Here is a 21,585-nt window from a genome sequence, read left to right as displayed (position 1 = left end):
GGAGGAAGCAAGAGAACCGTCCCCAAGCTTCCCAAAAAAAGTAATGAGTATTTAGGAATAATTTTTTATAATAGAGATATTGAATCGGATATAATATGTATTAACTCGTCGAATTCGTGAAAAGTGCCGAATTTGGTTAAAGGGGAATTAACGAATGACAGGAAATAATGGACAAGTCAGAACGAGAGAAGAATATAAAAAGGCGAAACAAGAGGCAGTGCAAAAAACGAAAGCGGAAAAACTCCAAAAGACAGAAGCTGCACCAGCGCCTAAGACCGATAAACGAGTGCGGACGCGTTTGATTCCCATCTGGCTTCGTCTCGTTCTTTTACTGGCCAGTATCATCATCTGTGTGATGGCGGGAGCAACGGTTGGATACGGGGTGCTAGGCGGCGGAAATGTGGGAGATGTATTTAAAGAATCAACATGGACGCATATTATAGACTTAGTCGATAAGGAATAACAGGGAAGGGAGTAATTGCCCTTCCTATTTCTATATAGTAGAATGGAATCAGTTACTAGGAGGAGGTACTAAGTATGTTGGATATTGAACAAATTAAAGAGATTATTCCGCACCGCTATCCATTTTTGCTTGTTGACCGTATTTTAGAAGTAGAAGAGGGAAAAAGAGCGGTTGGCATAAAAAATGTTTCAGCCAATGAAGAGTTCTTCAACGGCCACTTTCCTGATTACCCTGTCATGCCTGGCGTCCTCATTGTCGAAGCACTTGCACAGGTCGGGGCTGTCGCCATGTTGAAAAAAGAGGAAAACCGCGGGCGCTTAGCATTTTTTGCCGGCATAGATAATTGCCGTTTTAAAAAGCAAGTAAAGCCTGGCGACCAGCTTCGTCTAGAAGTGGAAATGACGCGTCTGCGTGGACCAATTGGCAGGGGAAAAGCGGTTGCGACTGTTGACGGCGAAATTGCCTGTGAGGCAGAAATCACGTTTGCGCTTGGAGAGAAAAAGGAATAGTTTGTAAGATCGGCTGAGGAAATCTCAGTCGTTTTTTTTGGATAAAAATAACCGGCTTGAGGGTACCCTAAGAAGGCAAAACAATTGCGAAAGGGGACCTTACTTTGACGAAAAAGCTTTTTCAATTACTGATAGGATCTATTCTTTGCGGGGTACTTCTTGTCGGCTGTAACAACAATGATGATAATCGAAACGCACCAATCACCGATAACAATATTCAAAATCCTGCAAAAAATAGAATCCAAAACCCTGCAGATAATGATTTAAGGGATGACAACAATGACGGTCTTGGTGACAACAATAATATTGATGACGATGATGTAAACGATAATGATCGGTATAGAAGAACGAATGACATAAACACAGATACCGATAAGGACCCAGTTAAAGACATCAACACCAGACAAGAGGAAATGATTGAGGATGACCTTGATCGAAACGATCGCGACCATATTGATAAATAAGAAAAAGGGACAGGCTGGCCTGTCCCTTTTCTCATGGATTAAGAAAGTATAAAATATTGACTTTAAAAATATCCAGCTCCAGCGCCTAGCGGCTAGTGTCCTTCGCGTTCCGCCCTACGATAAGTCAACATCGAATCGCTGTCGCTCTTCGTGTTGTCTAGCCCCAGCGCCTAGGGGCTCGGGGTCATAAGCCAATCCGTCAAGAAGGCTAAAAAGTAGCCTTCTCGCCGGCTCGTCTTTTGCCTGTCGCCCCTGATCAAGGCGTTTCCGCTTTTCGACTTTCCTTTATCTCAGTTGGAGCACTTCACAGGAAGGCTTCGGCAGCATAAGCATCGCACGAAGGAAAAGCGATAGCTTTTCCGAGGAGGCCATACGCTGCTGACCAGGGAGCTTGTGCTTTTCTCATGAAAAACCGTTTGCAAATAGCGCAACAGCTAAAACACCGACGATAATTATCACTATATAGACAAGAATAGCGAGAATCGTGATAATCCAGCCTGCCACCTTACGGCCAGTTTTAATAAAATAAATCCCCAACGCAATCGGTCCGAAGATAAATCCTAAAATGGCCCACAACCAGCGGCTTTTGTTATGCTTTGGTGCATCAATAAATAAAAAAATGGCAAATGCTAAACTTATAATAAACCCTATTGCACTTTCCAAAAAACATCCCCCTTTCAGCTTCTAATTTTAGTATCACTTAGATAGAACCCAAAAGGCAACAAAAATTTACAAAAAAAGGTTGTTTTCAAAGAGTGGGTGTATTTTACGGAAAAAACCAGCCTAAGCTGGTTTTAATGATGCTTCACTTTAATTTTGGGTTTACTTTGCATTTTTTCCTTAAATTCTTTTAATAGTTCAGGTCCTTTAAATCCCTTTTCAATCAGGCTGTCGAGCAAAAGCTCAGAATAATCACTTTTATTTCGGCGCAATTGGCCTTGGAAAAGGACACTTATATGTTCTTCGAATCGAATTAGCGAGCAGATCTTAGTTTGAAAATAGGCAGGGGCGTTCTCCTTCTTGGTGATAACCGCTTCCAAAATAATGTCACGGTCCTCTTCGGAGATTTTCTTAAAATAATCATAGAGGGACAGGTTCGTATAAGCCTCAAGCAGCCACGTGGAGTGTTCATCTTCTTTGTTCAAAATCAAGCCATCCACTAATGGAATTTCCACAGAGTTTCCATCATCAACTACATCCAATGAGTACAACTTAAAAGATTTCATCGCTACCTCCTATTTATTTTTTCCTAATTATAGCATATGTCGGGCAAAAGCGAATGTCGAAAACTTTTTGTCGAAACTTGGTTAATCTGTTTTATCGGGGAAAAAGGGGAGTGTCGATGACATAAATAGGGGAGATAAATAAAAATTGCAACAAAAACAACCAAGATAATCATTTTATCTCCATTTTACAACAGTGTAACACTAACGCTATGATAAAGCCATTAAATGGTAAAGGAGATGAAAGCATGATTAATCAAGTCACACTAGTCGGCCGGTTAACCCGGGACCCAGAGTTGAAAAAGACAACGGAAGGAACGGCTGTGACGCATATTAGCCTGGCAGTAAGCCGGCCGTTCCGTAATCATAATGGCGAGATTGAGACAGATTTTGTACCGTGTACACTTTGGCGGAAGGCGGCAGAAAACACCTGCCAATATTGTCGAAAAGGAACGGTGGTGGGTATTACTGGCAGACTCCAATCGCGCAATTACGACAACAAAGAGGGGAAAAGGGTGTATGTCACCGAGGTAGTTGCAGAAACGATTCGTTTCCTAAGTGCCAAGCCGCACGATGTTGTACCAGTGCAAAGAAAGGAGGAAACCGCCGTTGGGATATCATGAAGAGGACCAGGGCAGTTTAGAGCAGCTGCTTGAAAGTTTAATTAAAATGGTTGGAAAAGCGAATAAGAATGTCGACAGCCTGCAAGTCCGGGTGCGTCAGCTGGAATCGCTGATCCGGGAAAAGCAGATTGTCGTCAAGGAAAGCGACCCCTTAGAAATCTACCCACGTCATCATCATTCTTTTGAAAAATTCCCATTTCATCTTTGAAATATTGTAATATTCAAGTTTTTATCCCCGTGCGGCTTGGGTCAGAACGGGTGTTTTTAGATAATTGCCCAGCTCATGCCCCACACGACTGGTGTCCATTGGCTAATCAGGAGCTTTCCGCTATTGTTATTTCCATCCGTAAAAAGAATCAATCATTTCCCCGAACGCTTCCTCTTTTTTGCGGCATCATGGCAGATGCCGTTTTTTTATGGGAAAACGACTTTTCAGAATAATAAATGTATAGATAACAGCGTGGAGGGTAAACTAATAGAAAAACCCCCCTGTTTTTTTAAAAAAGAAGCCGCTGAACTCGTGTCAGCGGCTTCTTTGGTCGATAGGAAAGTATAAAAATTGACTTAGAAAATTGTCCAGCGCAAGCGCCCTAGCGGCTAGTGTCCTTCGCGCTCCGCCCTACGATAAGTCAACACGAAAAAGCTGCCGCTCTTCGTGTTGTCTAGCTCCAGCGCCTAGGGGCTCGGGGTCATAAGCCAATCCGTCAAGAAGGCTAAAGAGCAGCCTTCTCGCCGGCTCGTCTTATGCCTGTCGCCCCTGATCAAGGCGCCTCCGCTTTTCGACTTTCCTTTATCTCAGTTGGAGCACTCCACAAGGAAGGCTTCGGCAGCATAAGCATCGCACGAAGGAAAAGCGATAGCTTTTCCGAGGAGGCCATACGCCGCTGACCAGGGCGCTTGCGCTTTTCTTAATTACATTTTGTCTTTATGCCTCTTATTAACCTTTATGAATGTTGTAATCGTGTCGGAATAGAAACTTCTGCGTTTAGGGGGCATAAGGTGCAGCTCAATCAATGCCTTTTTTAATTCGGGCTCATCCTGCAACAGCTGAAAAATCAGGCCAACATCCGGATCTTCAAGTTTTTCCTTTAAGACAAAACCTGGAGCCTCGACATTTGGGAGGAGCTGGTTAAGTTCATCCACAAGATACTCCTTGTCCACCTTATAAATCTCAGCAAACCGTATGACTGTCTGGTAATTGGGAATCGCTTTTCCGGTTTCGTAACGACTGATTGTGGACCGGTGCATCTTCATCATGTCCGCGAGTGTTTCTTGCGACCAGTTTTGCTTATCACGCAGTTCTCTTAATTTTTCTGATAAAGCCATCTCTTTCACCGCCGTAAGAACAATTCATGTTTTTAACTTAACGGTTTAAAAGATGGAAAAGCCGGAATGTGAATGTTGTGCACGTTTGTTGTTGTGAAAATCATGCACAAACGAAGAAATTTTGTGCTTTTTGGAGGCTTATTAACAGGAATTGCTGTTATTATTGTCGAATAATAAAAAAAGATGTAAATTATTGTCATTCTTGGAGGTTTTGTGTTTGGATAATATTACAATATTGATGTTTATTGGAGAAATGATCAACAGTCAAGAGATACGAATTACGAGAAAACCATGCCTTTACGATGCTTACTTATTTACAGACGAGTCATTCTCAGCTTTCCCATCATCATTGAGCGAATCCTATCAGACAATCCCCCTAGTGGAACAGGCAAACCTTTCGATTCATATTCAAAATTACCAAATCGTACTCTCCTATCAACAAAATTCCTTGCAAATAACCAAAAGCGGCGAAATTCTCTCGGAAGAAGAAGTTTTAGAGGTGTTTACTTACTTTATTGTCAGAGTAGCAGAAAAAGTTACCTATTTAGGCACCACCCCATATCGCAAAAAACGGTCACAAAGAAAGAAAAAAGAACGAATCCTCGCCGTAGAAAAGAAATTAGAAATAAGCCGCAGGTAAATAGTTGCGGTGCCAGTTGCGGTGCCAGTTGCGGTGCCTGTCACCATAAATGGCATTATCACTATATTAATCTATAATAGTAGAATAATTAGCCAGGTTGTCCAAAAACTGACACTGTTATGCCACAGAAAAGACACTTTTTCATTAAATAAGACAAAATGTGATACACTTTTATTGTGTTTGTAACACAGTTGTTACATTAGTCTGATATAAATATAGTTAATAAGGAGGGAGAAGGGTATGCAAACGACAAGAAAGCGTATAATTCTCGTGTTACTTACAACTATGTTATGTGTATCGGGATCAATGGTTACATATGCACAAACAAACACTGAGGCACTACATAATGCACAAGCTCAGCTCGAGCAGAAGCAGCAAGTAGTAGAACAAAAAGTACAAGAACAACAAGCGGTTAATAAAGATATAACAGATATTCAAAATGAATTAAAATCCATTTCCGACGAGATTGCCAAAAACAGAGATGAAATGGCAGCTACACAGGAAAAAATCGACGCAACGAACAAGTTAATTGAAGAGAAAAAAGAAGAAATCGTTGCGATTGAGGATAAAATGCTGGCCCGGCAAGAAGTAATGAAAAAGCGGGCAGTAGCGATGCAGCAAAACAGCAATGTCAATTTAATTATTAACCTATTCTTTGAATCTGATAGTATTACAGAGTTCATCCAGCGTGCGAGTGCTGCTTCTGAACTAATTGATGCAGACAAAGATATTTTGACAGCGCAACAAGAGGATCTGAAACAGATTGAAAAAGATAAAGCAGAAATTGATCAGCAAGAGAAAGTGTTAGAAGAAGACCAGAAAGCGCTTGCAGACCAGCAGGCTGCGCTTGATCAAAATATGCAAAAGAGACAACAAACTTTAACCGCGATGCAACAGAAATATGCACAAGTTTCTCAACAAGTGGCCATGGCTCAGCAAGAGAAAGCTGGGATTGAGTCACAAATGAAGAACCTTCAAGCCGCCATCCAAAGGGAGCAGGCAGAAGCGAAAGCTCGCGCGGCCGCAGCGGCAGCTGCAGCAAAAGCGAGTGCAGCTACAGCTAGACCGGTGGCTGTACCAGTAAGCAATAGTGGATCGTCACAAGATGTTGCAGAAGGTAAAGAAATGTATGTTACCGCTACTGCGTATACGGCCGATTGTCCTGGCTGTTCCGGAGTTACCACTACAGGTCAAAATGTTCGTGCAAATCCAAATATGAAAGTAATTGCCGTAGATCCTAGAATTATCCCGCTTGGAAGCAGAGTTTGGGTAGAGGGCTATGGAGTAGCAATTGCTGGTGACACAGGCGGTGCCATTAAGGGCCACAGAATCGATGTATTAATGCCAAATAAAGCAGCAGCCCTTTCATTTGGAAGAAGAACCGTAAAACTTATCATCTTAAATTAGACGCCATTTAAGCAAAAGTACTAGAATTACTCAAGCTAATGAATAGTAAAAAACCGAGAGACCTAACAAATCAAAAGTTAGGTCTCTTTTTTGGTCCTTTTTATGGTGCCTGTCACCATTTGTGGTATTAACACCATAGTAATGGTGATTCTATGCGGTTGTAACTGGCTAAAAATCGGTTAATCTTGCTCGCTGTTTCTTTCCTTAGGCAGCGTGGTACGATTTCCTTTATTGATACTTCTAGAGATGATCGTGCCGTTATCCCCAATATTAATGGCACTGCCGATAATCGTCGAATTAGCGGTATGACTATTTTGATAAGTCGGTCCATAATTTATGTTGGCATTATTAGAAAGGCTGTCCACGATAAAATTTGTGATATTGATGAAAAATCCCATTTGTTCATCACCGTCCTAATTTCATCCTATTTTGTACAATCAGTAATGATTGTCCAAAAACCTACTATTCTCGAAAGAATCTCTAAAAAGAGGCTCTAATCGAAAACAAAGTTTAACGTTTTCTCTTATAGCTTAGAATTTCAACCTTAACGTCTGCTTATATCAGCATTTTAAGCTTCCTCTATACACAGTAGCCGGAAATTCTCCTCTTAAGAATTCTCATACATACTTGCACGTAAAAAAAGTCCTTGCATTAGATACACGAATGAGGTTACTATGATGGTAGTAACCAAATGAACAAGTCACTGAAAGGCAGGTTGGATCTGTTGAATTTTAGAGTATATATTTTAGCCATTGTGTCATTTGTAGTCGGGATGGCGGAATTAATTGTTGGCGGTATTTTAGATATTGTTTCAAGCGGGCTAGGCGTTTCCGTTAGTAAAGCAGGTGAACTAATCACCATCTATTCACTTGTTTTTGCCATTTCCTCTCCTGTCCTGTTAACGTTAACCGCTAAGGTGGAAAGGAAACGATTAGCGCTTATCACATTAAGCTTGTTTTTGGCGGGGAATCTTGTGGCCTTTTTAAGTCCCAACTTTCTTGTCCTTTTCCTATCAAGGATAATCTCCGCTGCAAGTGGATCATTATTAGTAGTCCTTTGTGTAACGATTGGTTCTAGTATGGTAAAAGAGGAATTCCGTGCCCGGGCGATTGGGGTTATTTTTATGGGGATCAGCGGTTCCTTAGTGCTTGGGGTACCGTTGGGCCTCATCATAGGGAATCACTTTGGCTGGCGGTCACCATTCCTGTTCATTGGAATCCTTACGCTGATTTCGATGATGGGGGTTTATTTCTTTCTCGGAAAGATCGAACCTAAACCGGTGATCTCACTTGGCAAGCAATTAAACACTTTAAAAAATTCAAAGATTTTGTTTGCCCAATTAACATCAGTCTTGTTTTTAACAGGTCATTTAACACTTTATGCTTATCTGACGCCATTTCTAAAATCAACCTTACATCTAGATACAACATGGGTAAGTTTTTTCTACTTTATCTTTGGTATTTCTGCTGTCTTTGGCGGAGGCCTGGGCGGCTTTATGGCTGATAAATGGGGTTCAAAGAAAAGCATTTTGACGATTGTAGTGACCTTTTGCCTTGTGATGTTTGTCCTGCCAAAAGTAATTTTTTCTATCATTCTGTTTGTTATCGTAATGATGGTGTGGAGTATGTTAAGCTGGGCGATCACACCAGCGCAGCAAAACTATTTAATTGAGACCTCACCGGAGACATCTGATATTCAACAAAGTTTAAATAATTCGGCTTTACATGTGGGAATTGCTTTAGGATCCGTGATTGGCGGAATGGTGATCAATCAGTATTCCGTTCTATATAATGCCTCTATTGGCGGGATTTTTGTCTTCATCGCTTTACTATGTTCCATTTTTTCAATTACACGGGGAAATGTGAGAAATAGAGAGGCAAAACAAATTTAAAGGAGGTGAACATGATTACAAGGTCTTACGATCTCTGTAATCATGAGCAAATGAGTGTTCATATTAATGCAAAACAAGGTGAAATTGCCGAAAATATCCTATTACCTGGAGATCCATTAAGGGCGAAGTATATCGCTGAGACTTTTTTAGAGGATGTCCATTGCTACAATGAGGTTAGGGGGATGCTTGGATTTACAGGGACTTATAAAGGGAAAAGAGTTTCCGTTCAGGGAACAGGGATGGGGATTCCTTCTATTTCGATTTATGTAAATGAATTAATCCGCGATTATGGTGTGAAAAACTTAATTCGGGTTGGTTCCTGTGGTGCCATCCAAAAGGATATTCATGTACGTGATGTCATTCTTGCCATGACTTCATCAACTGATTCAAATAGTAACCGCCTGAATTTTCCAGGGATTGATTATGCACCATGTGCTGATTTTAACTTGTTACACAGAGCTTTTAAGCATGGTATTCAAATGGGAATGGATATTAAGGCAGGCAATGTGTTATCTGCTGACTTATTTTACCGTGACAGTATGGAGATCGTGAAGAAGTTAGGAGACTATGGAGTCTTAGCTGTCGAGATGGAAACAACAGCTTTGTACACCTTAGCGGCCAAGTATGGAGCTTCGGCACTTTCCATTCTCACTGTCAGCGATCATATTTTTACTGGGGAAGATACCACAGCTGAAGAGCGGCAAACCACCTTTAATGATATGGTCGTTATTGCTCTTGATACGCTCACAAAATAAAAGGCAGGGGAATCGTCCCCTGCTTTTCTTAATATCGAAGCCGTAGCAGAAGAGGTTTAAATTCCTCATCATTCATTAACTGGTCTTCATATTTCTTTGTGACTTTTGTTAACACGACATCATGGTAGAAAAACTCGACAAAAAACTTCACAAATGGTTTGGATTTTGTAAGCATGGCTTGCCATGAATTGTCCTCCACACCAGCAAACAAAATCGTCTCTTCATCAATAATAATAAGGCGGTTTTTCTCTAATCTGCGGTGTTCTTCATTAGGCGACAGGATATGCAGGGAGGATAAGGCTGATGCTTGGACATCCCCGACAACAAGTGCCTCTACCTTTACGCCTGATTGCTCTTTTTCGATTAAAATAGGCAAAAACGCTTGGAAGTCTTCCTTCCAAACTGAAATTTGAATCGAATGCTTCGCTTCTTGGAGAAGCTGTTTACATTGGAGTTGAATAGAAGAATCAACCTTTAAACTCCAGACCCGGTCATCCGAGCGGTTGTTTTGATGGGTATTGTTTTTCAATTGGTTTATATTTTCTTCAAATTCCTTGGTTAATTTTTCAATAACTAGATTTAAAGGCAGAGCGGTATAGAGTTTCTTCTTTTCAGAAACAGAGTCTAATACGAGACCTTTTTCAACCATCCGCGTCAGTACTTCATAAATCTTTGCCTTGGGAACGCCGGAATATTTAACAATGAGTGTGGCATCCAGCGGCTCACTAGACGACGCAAGGACTTCATATACCTGGCTTTCATATTGAGAAAATCCAAACTTTCTAAGCATCATTCTGACCTCTTTTAAAAAAATTGGAAACACTAAATTAATCATATGGGATAAAACAAGTGTTGTAAAATATTTCTTATGACGAATTTGTCATATCCGCAGAGAAGGCTTCCCGGCCCGCCCGCGGAAAGCGAAGCCGCACTGGAGCGGAAATCAACCTTCAAAATTAACAAAGCCATAAAAAAAGAAGACCTCTAAAATTCACATTTTAGAGGTCTTCTTTGTATTAACTAACTGCATGAAGCAGAAAGTTGGTAAAGAACAACAGTGAAATGATCACGCTTGAAACAGAAATCTGTTTGCTTTTATTTGAAAAAACTTTTACAAGCGGATAAGCGATAAATCCGAAAGCAATTCCATCTACGATACTATAGGTTAATGGAATCATGATGATCACCAGAAAAGCCGGAAATGCTTCAGTAAAATCAGAGAAATCGATATTTACTACATTTTTCATCATCAATCCCCCGATAATAATCAGAATAGGAGTGATGGCGGTATCTGGTACTAGTTTGATAAACGGCATGAAAAAAAGAGATACCAAAAGGAGTGAACCTGTTACCACAGAAGTTAAACCGGTTCGGCCGCCCGTCGTAATACCCGCCGCTGTTTCAACTGTCGAAACAGCAGGACTTGTGCCTAATAATCCGCAAACAATGGTTGAAATAGAGATCGCCTTTAATGACTTTTCGTTCTTTTCAGGTGCCTGAAGCATCCCATTCACTTGAGAATGGACCAACCCAATATTTTCAAAGACGAGCACTAGCACCAATGAGAAGACTGCCGACCAAAAAGGAAGGAACGACCACTTTCCAAAATGACTGCTTAGGAATACATCCTTATAGCTGTCAAAGGAAATAAAGCTAGTGTCCATCCCGTTCATTGGGACAAGCCCAAAGAAATAGGAAACAATCGTACCAAGGATAATGGTGATTAAAAAATTGCCTGGAATTTTCTTTAGGAACAGAAATAGAGCAATGATCAGATTGATAATCGAAGCCAGCACAACAGGCGAAGATAATTCACCAAGGGACACAAAATTGGTCGGACTTCCAGCAACAATTCCGCTCTTTTGCAGACCAATAAAGGCAATAAACAGGCCGATTCCAACTGAAATGGATTCTTTTAATGAGTCTGGAATAGCACTTGTTACGATGTTGCGTAAGTTGGTAAAGGCAACAATCACAAAAAGAATTCCAGACAGAACCACAGCCCCTAAAGCCTCCCGATAATCCAGCCCTAACGAGCCAACAATCGTGAACGTAAACAAGGCATTAATCCCCATTCCCGGAACGATAATCAACGGTACATTCCCAATAAAGGCAACCAATAAACAGCCAATAAACGAAGAAAGTACGGTGGCAATGATTCCAGCTTCCAAAGGAATTCCGGCATCTTCCAAAATCTTTGCGTTGACGGCCAGGATATAGACAATGGAAAAAAACGACGTTAACCCTGCGATAACCTCCTTTCGTATAGTTGTTTCATGCTGCTTAAGCTTAAATACTCCCTTCATAATATTAATCACACTTTCGCGATTTCCCTCTCCCACCCGCATTAAGTTCATTTATTTATATATTTAACTTATGCCGAGGGATATTATAACACAGATTGAGCTAGGAGAGAGGACCAAACACATAAATTATCCAGCGAGGTGAGAAATGGTGCCTGTCACCATTTCTCACCTCGCTGGATTGGTTTGTACTAAAAAAGGGGCTATTTACCAACGTTTATCATTTTCATGCATAGGTTGATAAGACCTGCTGTTACAGCAGGTCTTATCTCGGCTCAGCCCTGATTAAAACATGGCATCCCAGGTTTTTGGGCCGACAATTCCATCTGCTCCTAAACCATGACTTCTTTGGAATGCTTTCACAGCTGCTTCTGTTTTGGGACCAAAAATACCATCTGCTGCAACACCAACTCTTGCTTGGATCAGTTTAATATTATTGGTATCTGTGGAGCCCTTTTTGATCATGTGTCCAGGATAAGGACGATTTGGCGTGCTGGCCGCTGCTTCTAGTTTTGCTTTTGTTTTCGGCCCAACGATTCCGTCGACAGCAAGCCCGTGCTTTGCCTGAAAAGACCGGACGGCCGCTTCGGTTTCGTTGCCAAAATCACCATCTGCTCCATATTTCGGGAGCCTTTCCCCAGCTTTAAGGAGATACTGCTGTAGTTTTTTTACATCAGGCCCATTATCGCCTAATTGCAACAAATGGGGACTTGATGTGGAGGAGGATGGTTGTTCTGTATGTGCGGCGGCAACCAGGGTAGGGTGCAGGGGATTATAATTGATGGCTTGACGAACAAACTCATCTCGGTTGATGGAGGTTCCAGGGCAAGTTTTACTTGCATGCTCGCGGTGGAACATGATTTGCGCCCCGCAGGCCGTCACAAGATAATGCTGCAGCTTTAACATCGAATTCAGCTGTGCACCTTCTAACACATCATGACCAATGTCAAAGTTCCCTAACATCTCGGTCATGAAGGCACCTTCGTTGTAGCCGGCGATTCCTGCGGGTGTTTCATTAAAAGGCCTTCCGGTGACAAATAAACCATCTGGCATAAGGGTGACATGTTGTCCGATATCATCCCAACCACGCGTATTTACATGGTAATTCCTCATCGCTTCTTGTAATTGGAGATGGTTTTTGCCGTTAAAATCACTATGACTGGGTTCCCAAGTATGGTGCACTTGCGTATATTTGTACTTCCTGCCTTTTAGCCTTTGAATTACCTGGTCAACCGTGAGAATCTCAAATGCCATTCATTTTCCACTCCTTTGCTCAACATATGTTACAGTATGCAAAATTGGGTGGGCGGTGCATGACTATTTTGCTTTCACACCAAGAACCATTAGATAAATGGGCAAAAAAAGATCCAGCTGACGGTCAGCTGGACTGAAAATATATGTTTAAAAAGGGGGTCATTTATGAAAAAGAGGTAAAATCAATTTCATAGGTTTATCTTACACTCGAGAGATGAACAAACTATGAACAAACCATTAAGGTTATATAAAAGTTTTTAAAGGAGATAAGGCTGAAAATCTTCATATGTAAATCATTTTTCACTAAAATTAATGAGCATTCCTTACCTTTCCTCCTGAAAAAAACAATATTGATTCTTCCCATTGCATTTTGCCACATACATGGCCTTATCCGCCTGCATTAGTAAAGTCTCCGCATTCTCGCTATCTTTCGGATAAAGAGACACGCCAATACTGGCAGTGACAAACGTATGAAGCTGCTGGTTCTTTACCTGACTTCTAACCTGGTTAATCACTTCATTAATGAGATCAGCAAGGTGTTCTGGGGAGTGGAGGATAATAATGAATTCATCTCCCGCAAATCTAGCCACATCACCCTTTGACCCAACCGTGAATTTAATTTTTTCAGCCACTTCTTTTAAGAAGCGATCACCAACTAAATGTCCATAAGTATCATTGACATTCTTGAAACCATCCAGGTCCATAAACAAGATAGCAAGTTCCTGATATTCATGGGAGTTTAACTTGTTCCGAAAAACATCCATATACCATCGGCGGTTATATAACCTTGTTAAAGAATCAATATAAGCTAGGTCGTTAAGTAAATTTTCGTAGCGATTTGGATAGGTTACTTCTTTTCCAATCGTTAGGATAGCGGGCTTACCTTCATAGATAATTGCTATCCCGGTGGCTTCTACTTTTACCATTCCACCATCCACTCTTAATAACCGTTCTTCAATATATCGGCTCTCAGGGTTGATTTTCCCGATTCCGGCTTCATAAGGAGTTTGCAGTGCCTCCATAATAGCAGACAGCACCTTTTTTTGGTCCTCTGGATGAACAAACTCCAGGATGGGCTTCCCGATTAATTCTCCGCTAGAAGTAGCTCCTAAAATTTTTTGAGCAGCAATATTGGTATAAACGATGATTCCTTCAATGTGGATGATGATGGCTTCAGGGAAAAACTCAATCAATTGCTTATAGCCATCATTCCCATGAGCAGAAAGTAAGTCAAAATGGTTAGCCATGAAAATCTCCTGTAGGTATAATTCTTTCTTGTCTATTGTATGGATGCATTTAAGTTTTGTAAAATGATTTTTTCCTAAGTGGAAGGGGAAAAATGGGCAGTTAAAAAGGAGTCTATTAAGGTGTTTCCTGATGATATGTTTTGCAGGGAGTCTCAGCTGGGAGGCTTTGAAGGGAGAGAATTTGACCAATCCAATTTATCCTAATTCTAAGCCGGAAATAACAGCTGGGTGCCTATACTTATGCTCAAAAAAGGTGCCCAAAAAGTCTGGACACCTTCATAATGCTACCCTAATATTCGTAAAGATTCTTGGACAAAGGCCGGGATATCATCCGGCTGCCTGCTCGTGACCAGCTGATTCTGGCACACGACCACTTCTTTGTCATGCAAATTACCGCCGGCATTTTTTAAATCGACATGAATTGACTTGTACCCCGTTACATCACGCCCCTCAAGCGTTTCTGCTGTAATTAGCAGCTGAGGCCCGTGGCAGATGGCGAATACCGGCTTTTTAGCATCCATAAAGGCTTTCGTAAATTGGACAAACCGCTCGTCGGCACGAAGAATATCCGGCGAAAATCCACCCGGAATGAACAGGGCATCGAATTCCTCAGGAGAGACCTCATCAATACTTTGGTCGATGACCACTTCACTCTCACCTTGTTTACCTTTCACCGTTTTGCCTTTTTCCATTTCGATGGCGGTAACCTCATGCCCTTTTTCCTTAAAGGCCTGTACCGGTTCACTATACTCGGAATTCTCGAAATGATCTGTTACTAACACAGCAATTTTTTTGCTCATAGCAATCAACTCCTCTTCTAAGACTCCATAGTAAAGTACCCTTTACGCAAGTGGATAAAACCTGTTCAGCTGCCGAGTGTGGGATGGATATTAACAAAAAATTAATTATATTAACAAACGCATCCTCAACCACCAAAATAAGGGCCATCCATCGACTGGACGGCCCCTTCCTGCTCTACATAAAAAATTTAATCCCAATTAAAATCGCTTCCACCACGACCACGCCCAATAGCAGGTTCATTTTAAGTGAGCTTCTTTTCTCCAGTTTTACGAGGTCTTGTTTGCTCGTCATCTGGCTGGAGAGGGTGTGAAGGGCTTCGTGATTCTTTTTGCCCAACGACTCCATTTGTTCTCGCAAATGCTCTATTTCTAACTTATGAGCCTCGAGCTGCTCGAACTGTTTTTGGGAGAAACACTCGAGTTGATAGATCACTTTGTTGATCAGCGCTTCTTCGCGCACCGCCAGGATACTATTGATGGACTCGGAATGTTTGTGGAACATTTCCTTGTACGATTGTTGCAGCTGCTGCAATCGGTTATCCATGGCCAACAGTGCGGTGACATGGGTCGCTATTTTTTCTTGTGTTTTCGCTAAGTCATCTTTGGTGAGCGTGAAGAACGACTCGTTTTGCTCCAAAAATTTTCGGTTATTTTCGGCTGAAACCGTTAGTTCGCGGGTGAATTCAGCAATTTCGTTAGAAACGGTATCCACTGTAGTTACGGCCTTTTCCAACAGCTCCTTGTTTCTGCTTTCCAATGAGCTTATTTTTTCTTTAAAATCGCCGTAGAAGATGTCTTCGTTGAGCTTCTTTAGTTCATTCACTGCCTTTTCATATTCATTTTTTGTAGGGAGATTCGTTTGTAACATTTATTCATCGCCTCCACTCATTAAAGGTTCAATAATCTTTCCACCGTCTTGCCGCAAAAGCTGCAAATACTGTGCAGCAAGAAAGCGGCCTTCTGCGTTTCCATAGAGGAAATCCTGCTGCAGTTCTTCCTTAAATTCAAGCCAATACTTGATCAAATAGCCCTGCAATTGGGAGACTTGCTCGTGGAATTGATTCAACTTTTGGCTGGCCTTCTGATAACGGGCTTTAAGCTCCACTTCTTCCTTTTGGTAGGTAACCAACTGATTTTCTAGCGTGTTCATTTTCTGTCTGTAAGCAAGCTTTGATGCCTCTGCCTCTTTGCCTGCCAGCTCTTTTTGCACGGTTACCTCATGTAAAATCGACGTTAATAAACTATTATAGTTTTGATACATTTCGGTAACCCAGTCATGTGCTAGGGAGCGCATGTGGGACAGGGCCTTTTCGTAGGTGCTCTTAAACCAGAAGGCGTTGATTTTTTGCTCAATTGCTGGAATAGGAGGTATGAAGGGAAGCTCTAAAGGAGTAGCCAGGTCTATTTTAAAAAAATGAGCTTCCTGTTTGAGGATAAGGATGGAAGTCCCTAAGTCTCTTTCTACCGCTATCTGCAATCTAGACACATCTTCATTGATGATGCTCGCTTTTCGATCATGTGGAGTATACTCAATCGTATCCTCCACCAATACCCGGATATGGTCGGATTCCGTATTTTTAAGTTCAATCTGTTGGAGGAATCGGTCATAGTCATCCAGTTCGCTTGTAAAACCGGCCGCTAGCAGGTGGGCTTCTTCTTTTTTATGGTCAATCATCGATGCTTGTTTTGTAATCAACAGCTCGTACGGTTCGATTTGTTTTTGAAAGTTTTTAAGCTTGATTCTCCATTCCTCTTCCTCTTCTTGATAAAATTCCTGAAGGCGGGAGGGTTCATTGGGATTTTCAAGCTCCGTTTGCAAAATATCCAAAAGTTCTTCGATTGAGTCGGAAAGTCCTTCATTTTCATAGGGATCGAAATGGTGGAGGAATTCTTCCTTCGCCTTAAAAGCCCATTCAAAACGTTTTTTATGAAAATCAATAAATGTAGGATTCATTATTTAAGTCCAACTCCTGCATTTTTATCTTTGAAATTTATTCTACCATTTTTAGGGATAGATTTCTCGGAAAATTAGATGAAAGATAGATTAAATGATAGAGGATAGGAGAGGGAGGATGATTCTTATAGGAAAGTGGAGAAGATTTCTCTTCTCCACTGGTAGACAATCATTAATCATCATTGCGCTGGTCTGCTCGGGCCTTACCGCCTTTTTCTCCGATATCCTGATAAAATTCTTTATCGTGGTTTTCAGAGGTGGCCTCGCCGCCCTTGCGCCCGATTTCTTGGTAAAATTCCTTATCATGGTTCTCAGAAGTGGATTCGCCGCCCTTGCGTCCGATTTCCTGATAGAATTCCTTATCATGGTTTTCAGAAGTGGCCTCGCCGCCCTTACGTCCGATTTCCTGATAGAATTCCTTGTCATGGTTCTCAGAGGTGGCTTCGCCGCCTTTGCGTCCGATTTCTTGGTAAAATTCCTTGTCATGAGTTTTAGAAGTGGCTTCGCCGCCTTTACGGCCTGCTTCCTCCACCGTCATTTTATCTCTGTTTTCTTTGTCCTTGTTTGCCATAATAAAATCCCTCCTCATGTAATTTGGAATTGCTATTTGACTTACACTCCGTATGTACCCATGCTTTCTGTTCTCAAACCGCTTTTCTATCATTTTTTATAACCTTAAAAGATTTGATCGTTGTGGATCCATTTTGAAACAGGATGGTGAACGGTAGGAATTTTCATATCAATAAAGAATAAGTAGTATAGGTGATGCTGGATGAGGATCGGGAAATTTGGAAAAGTAAATGGTCTTAGTATCGATACGATTTGACACTATCTGGAGTTAGGTTTAATCGTTCTGGAAAAACGAGGCGGACATTATGATTTTGATTAGCGTTGTCAAAGGGACCTTGAGCTTATTTTAGAATTAAAAAAGATGGGCTTCCGCTTAAATGAAATGAAAATGATCTTTCACTATAAAAATTTTGCCAAACTGACCGATTATGAAGTGGATGCCTACTATCAGTCTATTTTTTTAAAAAATATGAAGAATTAGATCATGAAATCAAAACGCTGGTGGAAGCGAGGGACAGACTGAAACAGAAATTCGATCAATAACCCACGAGTCCCCAAGAACCAAGTTGTCTCTTGGGGGTCGATTTGACCGTGCCAGGTATGCTGAGATGTATGAAATGTGCCGGGCACCTCATGCATACGGTGGATATGGTGGTGGACCATACAGGGACAAGTAATTGTAGCTTCGAGCATAAAGCGTTTTTGCTTGATGAAGCGTTCACCCGACGTTTTATTACCACTAGGTTTGTTTATCCCACATTTCTTCGATTTTTAAATGTCTCGCTTTCTATTCTCGTGGTCATCACAAGCATTTCGGTGATGGTGGATGGCTTCCATAATTCCTATTTAGTCATGTATTACAGTGCCATTATGTTCCTTTTCGGCGCGGCTGTGTCGCTGATTGATATCCCCTCTCCTATATGAATTCCAGATGAATACAGGGGGAGGGTGCTTAGTATTGGAATTAGTATTGGGAAGGTCTTGCGATGGCCATCTCGGGCTTGATTTTAGTCCATCTTCCAGCATATTTTGTTCCTAGTTGCGGAGGTATGTTATTCCTCGTCCTTACTTTAAAAAATACATGGAAGAGGAAGGAGAAAGTAGAACCAGTGAGGGAAGGAATCCAACCTTAACAAACAGCGCGGCACTCGGACTACCACCGTCGTTCGGTAAGTGATCCGGATGGCTATTACTTTGTCATTAATGTCACAGGAAAATTAGCCCACCCAACCTGAGAAAAAATAAGAGGGTACCCCAAGTTTTGGGAATACCCTTTTTTGTCAATTGAAAAATGAGAAGTAATAACCCTACAATATAGAGCTGTACCTTAATTTACTACTCTCTTTTTAATACAGAATTCCGAATGATTTCTTTTGTTTCAATAATCGTCCTTGCAGTCAGTTCTTTATTTTCCTTTATTTTAGAAAAAAGTATGCTGGCGCCAGCTTTCCCTAGTTTTCGGACTGGAATTTCAATACTGGTCAAGGCCGGGGTTAGAAATGATGTCTGGGTGGTATTACTATAGCCAACAATAGAAAGATCGTTCGGTATAATTATGTTAAAATCAGATGCTGCTTTATAAACACTCATCACTTTTAAGTCATCTGTAGCAAAAACGGCCGTTGGACGGTGTTCTGTGGAGAATAGCTGTTTGGCAGCGAGATCCCCTGCTTCGACATTATAACCGCCATTGATGATCCACTCTTTTCGTAGTGGTAATCTATAATCGTTCATACAGGCTTTAAAGCCTTCGATACGGTCGATAGAAACATGGTATTCCAAAGGTGAATGCAAGCAGGCGATATCCTGATGACCTTGCGCGATTAGGTATTTCGTTAAATTATAGCTATCCTTGAAGTTATCTGTATCAACCGAATAAATATTTTGGTAGGTACCCTCTACTTTTCCAATAACCACAATCGGTATATTAAACAAATCTAACTGTTTAAAAAAGTCCTCGTTCACTGGAGAACTGAGCATAATGATACCTTTAATCATTTTCCCTCTTATCTTTGTTATGCACTTTTCGAGCTCGTCGTCGCTATTTTTCGATGTTTGTAAGATGACATCAAAGTTTTCTTCCTCTGCTTTTTCTGCAATGGTTTGAAGAATATCAGCAAAAAAGGGGTTGTTCGCAGTTGTCTTTGCTGACCGGGATACTACCATAACCGCATCAAATCCGGAGGAAAGAGCCCTTGCTAACTTGCTGGGCTGATAATTTAATTGTTCAATCGCTTTCATAACGCGCTCACGAGCTTCATTTGAAATATTTGTTTGGTTGTTGAGGACTCGGGATACAGTAGATTTTGAAACATTTGCAACCCGAGCAATATCATAGATGGTATGGCCCAAAAAACTCCCTCCTCTCCAAATGGAATTGTTTATTTTATTATCATCATAAACGGAGGTCATCCGTTTATATTATCGGCTATCAATTCGCAGGAGTTACGTAAAGTGGGAGCAATACACGATACATTATAGAGATGTAAACGGAATCAATCAACTTATTTTTTAAAAATTAAAATATATAATTGCTGGTTGACAGAAATTATTTTCTATACTATATTAGCCTTGTGGGAGCGGTACCAAACCTTAACTCTCTTTTTTTAAGAAAATTTGGGAGCGGTACCATAATGATAAATCTAGAAACTTATATTTTTTTAACCGTTTGTGGGAGCGGTACCACGAGGAGGGATTACATATTGGCCGTAGTGAAATACTAAAAACAGGCATTTATTTTTACATTCTTATAAAACCGATTACGGACAACCATTCATTCTATATAGTTTTGACGAGGAGGCAGGATTAATGATGAAAAAAGGGCTCTACTTATTTATGATGCTTATAGTCGCTGCGGCTTTAACTGCTTGCGGCGGGGGAAAAAAAGAAGATGGCGGCAGCAAAGTTACGATTGAATTCATGCATTCTTCCGTTGAACAAGAACGTTTAGCAGTTATTGATAAACTGGTGGCAAAGTTTGAAAAAGAAAATCCTGATATCAAAATTAAACAGGTTCCAGTTGAAGAAGATTCCTATAATACGAAGATTGTTACGTTAGCAAGTGCTGGAAAACTTCCTGCCGTTTTGGAAGTGGGACAGGATTACGCCAAGGTAATGGATAAAGATCAATTAATAGACAAAGGATCTGTGAAAACTGTCCTAGGAAAAGCAGGCAAAGAAAATTTCTATGAAGGCGCATTGAAATTAGTAAAAACTGAAGATGGAAAAAACTATACCGGAGTTCCAATCAGTGGTTGGGTTCAAGGAATTTGGTATAACAAAGAGATGCTCGCTGCAAAAGGATTTCAAGAGCCAAAGAATTGGGACGATGTGTTAGCCATTGCTAAAGCATTTACAGATCCAAAGAACAAAAAGTACGGAATTGCTATCCCGACAGTTGAAGGTGGTTTCTCCGAGCAGGCGTTCTCTCAATTCGCGTTATCAAACAATGCCAATATTCTTGATGGCAAAGGAAAGACAGCTGTTAACTCGACAGAAATGAAGGAAGCACTAACTTTCTATCAAGAATTATCTAAATACACCATGCCAGGATCTAATGATGTTACCGAAGTAAAAGATGCATTCATGAACGGGTCCGCACCAATGGCGGTTTACTCTACGTATATTCTTCCGGCTGTATTTGAGGAAGGAAATGCCGCTAATATTGGCTTTGCGATCCCAACTCAAAAAACCAAAGCCGTATTTGGAACCGTTTCAGCCTTAACGATTTCCTCTGGCCTCGAAGATAATCAGAAAAAGGCAGCAGAAAAGTTCGTGGAATTTATAGCACAGCCAGAAAATATGACCGATTGGGTATTAATGTCTCCAGGAGGAGCACAGCCTGTCAGCAAGCAGGTCATCGAGAACGAAAAATATCAATCCAACGAGGTAGTGAAAGCTTTTGGTGAACTATCGAATGAAATAGCAGCATCTTATAACGATATTCAGGTGTTTGGATTAGTAGATGGTAAGAACTTCCTGAAAATGGGTGATATCACCAGCTCTGGTGCGATTCCAAAAATGGTCAATGGGATTACGGTTGGTGGGAAGAGCATTGACAGTGAGTTAAAAACAGCGGGCAAATCCATTCAAGAAATTTTAGACAAAAAGTAATGTTTCTTGGCGGCAGGATATGAAAACGACCATCCCGCCGCCA

24 protein-coding genes are annotated in these 21,585 nt (G+C 41.1%); 11 read left to right on the top strand and 13 right to left on the bottom strand.

Going from position 1 to position 21,585, the window contains the following annotated elements; genetic code table 11:
- The first annotated feature begins 154 nt into the window (after positions 1-154).
- The 3 genes from V7077_RS19070 to V7077_RS19060 all read left to right on the top strand — a co-directional run bounded on the left by V7077_RS19070 (position 155) and on the right by V7077_RS19060 (position 1,436).
- Complete coding sequence (locus V7077_RS19070) at positions 155-463, top strand: DNA-directed RNA polymerase subunit beta (protein WP_335504811.1); 309 nt, start codon at positions 155-157, stop codon at positions 461-463.
- A gap of 74 nt (positions 464-537) precedes the next feature.
- Positions 538-972, top strand: coding sequence for a 3-hydroxyacyl-ACP dehydratase FabZ (gene fabZ, locus V7077_RS19065; RefSeq protein ID WP_098527832.1), 435 nt, complete (start codon positions 538-540; stop codon positions 970-972).
- Positions 973-1,076: 104 nt separating this feature from the next.
- Positions 1,077-1,436, top strand: a complete 360-nt coding sequence (locus V7077_RS19060) for a hypothetical protein (protein WP_335504808.1) — start codon at positions 1,077-1,079, stop codon at positions 1,434-1,436.
- 402 nt (positions 1,437-1,838) lie between these two features.
- Here the strand turns inward: V7077_RS19060 and V7077_RS19055 are convergent, their stop codons facing one another.
- Together V7077_RS19055 and V7077_RS19050 are read right to left on the bottom strand one after the other, a co-directional pair.
- On the bottom strand, positions 1,839-2,099 hold the full coding sequence (locus V7077_RS19055; RefSeq protein WP_335504806.1) for a hypothetical protein: 261 nt from the start codon (positions 2,097-2,099) through the stop codon (positions 1,839-1,841).
- 131 nt (positions 2,100-2,230) lie between these two features.
- Positions 2,231-2,662: a YwpF family protein gene (locus tag V7077_RS19050; protein WP_335504804.1), complete on the bottom strand. Its 432-nt coding sequence runs from the start codon at positions 2,660-2,662 to the stop codon at positions 2,231-2,233.
- 245 nt (positions 2,663-2,907) lie between these two features.
- Between V7077_RS19050 and V7077_RS19045 the strand changes: the two genes are divergently transcribed.
- The gene (locus tag V7077_RS19045; RefSeq protein WP_335504802.1) at positions 2,908-3,282 is read left to right on the top strand and encodes a single-stranded DNA-binding protein; all 375 of its coding nucleotides are present in this window, start codon (positions 2,908-2,910) and stop codon (positions 3,280-3,282) included.
- Complete coding sequence (locus tag V7077_RS19040; protein ID WP_335504800.1) at positions 3,269-3,490, top strand: hypothetical protein; 222 nt, start codon at positions 3,269-3,271, stop codon at positions 3,488-3,490. The genes V7077_RS19045 and V7077_RS19040 overlap by 14 nt, the downstream gene beginning before the upstream one ends.
- 704 nt (positions 3,491-4,194) lie before the next feature.
- Here V7077_RS19040 and V7077_RS19035 read toward each other — a convergent pair.
- Positions 4,195-4,608 carry a helix-turn-helix domain-containing protein gene (locus tag V7077_RS19035; protein WP_335504798.1) on the bottom strand — a complete coding sequence of 138 codons (414 nt, stop codon included), beginning with the start codon at positions 4,606-4,608 and terminating at the stop codon, positions 4,195-4,197.
- Between the two features lie 217 nt (positions 4,609-4,825).
- Here V7077_RS19035 and V7077_RS19030 point away from each other — a divergent pair, with 217 nt between their 5' ends.
- Both V7077_RS19030 and V7077_RS19025 read left to right on the top strand, forming a co-directional pair.
- The gene (locus V7077_RS19030; RefSeq protein WP_335504795.1) at positions 4,826-5,248 is read left to right on the top strand and encodes a hypothetical protein; all 423 of its coding nucleotides are present in this window, start codon (positions 4,826-4,828) and stop codon (positions 5,246-5,248) included.
- 240 nt (positions 5,249-5,488) lie between these two features.
- Entirely contained in the window at positions 5,489-6,655 is a 1,167-nt protein-coding gene (locus V7077_RS19025; RefSeq protein WP_335504793.1) for a 3D domain-containing protein, read from the top strand.
- 179 nt (positions 6,656-6,834) lie between these two features.
- On the opposite strand, the gene V7077_RS19020 is transcribed toward V7077_RS19025, so the two are convergent.
- Positions 6,835-7,053 carry a spore germination protein gene (locus tag V7077_RS19020; RefSeq protein WP_335504791.1) on the bottom strand — a complete coding sequence of 73 codons (219 nt, stop codon included), beginning with the start codon at positions 7,051-7,053 and terminating at the stop codon, positions 6,835-6,837.
- A 326-nt stretch (positions 7,054-7,379) separates the two neighbouring features.
- On the opposite strand from V7077_RS19020, the gene V7077_RS19015 reads away from it, so the two are divergent.
- On the top strand, positions 7,380-8,546 hold the full coding sequence (locus V7077_RS19015; protein WP_335504789.1) for an MFS transporter: 1,167 nt from the start codon (positions 7,380-7,382) through the stop codon (positions 8,544-8,546).
- Positions 8,547-8,596: 50 nt separating this feature from the next.
- Positions 8,597-9,301 (top strand): purine-nucleoside phosphorylase, encoded by a 705-nt coding sequence (deoD, locus tag V7077_RS19010; protein ID WP_335504822.1) that lies wholly within the window; start codon positions 8,597-8,599, stop codon positions 9,299-9,301.
- Between the two features lie 28 nt (positions 9,302-9,329).
- Here the strand turns inward: deoD and V7077_RS19005 are convergent, their stop codons facing one another.
- The 8 genes from V7077_RS19005 to gsiB all read right to left on the bottom strand — a co-directional run bounded on the left by V7077_RS19005 (position 9,330) and on the right by gsiB (position 17,430).
- A complete protein-coding gene (locus V7077_RS19005; protein WP_335504820.1) occupies positions 9,330-10,091 on the bottom strand; it encodes a TrmB family transcriptional regulator in 762 nt (253 codons plus the stop codon).
- 226 nt (positions 10,092-10,317) lie between these two features.
- Positions 10,318-11,607: an NCS2 family permease gene (locus V7077_RS19000; protein ID WP_335504787.1), complete on the bottom strand. Its 1,290-nt coding sequence runs from the start codon at positions 11,605-11,607 to the stop codon at positions 10,318-10,320.
- Positions 11,608-11,889: 282 nt separating this feature from the next.
- Positions 11,890-12,858 carry a peptidoglycan recognition protein family protein gene (locus V7077_RS18995; protein WP_335504785.1) on the bottom strand — a complete coding sequence of 323 codons (969 nt, stop codon included), beginning with the start codon at positions 12,856-12,858 and terminating at the stop codon, positions 11,890-11,892.
- Between the two features lie 323 nt (positions 12,859-13,181).
- Positions 13,182-14,105, bottom strand: coding sequence for a sensor domain-containing diguanylate cyclase (locus V7077_RS18990; protein ID WP_335504783.1), 924 nt, complete (start codon positions 14,103-14,105; stop codon positions 13,182-13,184).
- 284 nt (positions 14,106-14,389) lie between these two features.
- Positions 14,390-14,905: a type 1 glutamine amidotransferase domain-containing protein gene (locus V7077_RS18985; RefSeq protein ID WP_335504818.1), complete on the bottom strand. Its 516-nt coding sequence runs from the start codon at positions 14,903-14,905 to the stop codon at positions 14,390-14,392.
- Between the two features lie 175 nt (positions 14,906-15,080).
- A complete protein-coding gene (locus V7077_RS18980; protein ID WP_335504781.1) occupies positions 15,081-15,773 on the bottom strand; it encodes a hypothetical protein in 693 nt (230 codons plus the stop codon).
- On the bottom strand, positions 15,774-16,859 hold the full coding sequence (locus V7077_RS18975) for a hypothetical protein (RefSeq protein WP_335504779.1): 1,086 nt from the start codon (positions 16,857-16,859) through the stop codon (positions 15,774-15,776). It lies immediately after the preceding gene.
- A 172-nt stretch (positions 16,860-17,031) separates the two neighbouring features.
- Complete coding sequence (gene gsiB, locus V7077_RS18970; protein ID WP_335504777.1) at positions 17,032-17,430, bottom strand: glucose starvation-inducible protein GsiB; 399 nt, start codon at positions 17,428-17,430, stop codon at positions 17,032-17,034.
- Positions 17,431-18,083: 653 nt separating this feature from the next.
- On the opposite strand from gsiB, the gene V7077_RS18965 reads away from it, so the two are divergent.
- Entirely contained in the window at positions 18,084-18,353 is a 270-nt protein-coding gene (locus V7077_RS18965; protein WP_335504775.1) for a hypothetical protein, read from the top strand.
- A gap of 411 nt (positions 18,354-18,764) precedes the next feature.
- Here V7077_RS18965 and V7077_RS18960 read toward each other — a convergent pair whose 3' ends face one another.
- Entirely contained in the window at positions 18,765-19,781 is a 1,017-nt protein-coding gene (locus V7077_RS18960; protein ID WP_335504772.1) for a LacI family DNA-binding transcriptional regulator, read from the bottom strand.
- 456 nt (positions 19,782-20,237) lie between these two features.
- On the opposite strand from V7077_RS18960, the gene V7077_RS18955 reads away from it, so the two are divergent.
- The gene (locus V7077_RS18955; RefSeq protein WP_335504770.1) at positions 20,238-21,542 is read left to right on the top strand and encodes an ABC transporter substrate-binding protein; all 1,305 of its coding nucleotides are present in this window, start codon (positions 20,238-20,240) and stop codon (positions 21,540-21,542) included.
- Positions 21,543-21,585 lie beyond the last annotated feature (43 nt).

The organism is Neobacillus vireti (assembly GCF_036962465.1).
Taxonomy (GTDB): Bacteria; Bacillota; Bacilli; order Bacillales; family Cytobacillaceae; genus Neobacillus; species Neobacillus vireti_B.
Note: the sequence above shows the minus strand (reverse complement) of the source record. Positions and strands in the feature narration are given on the sequence as shown.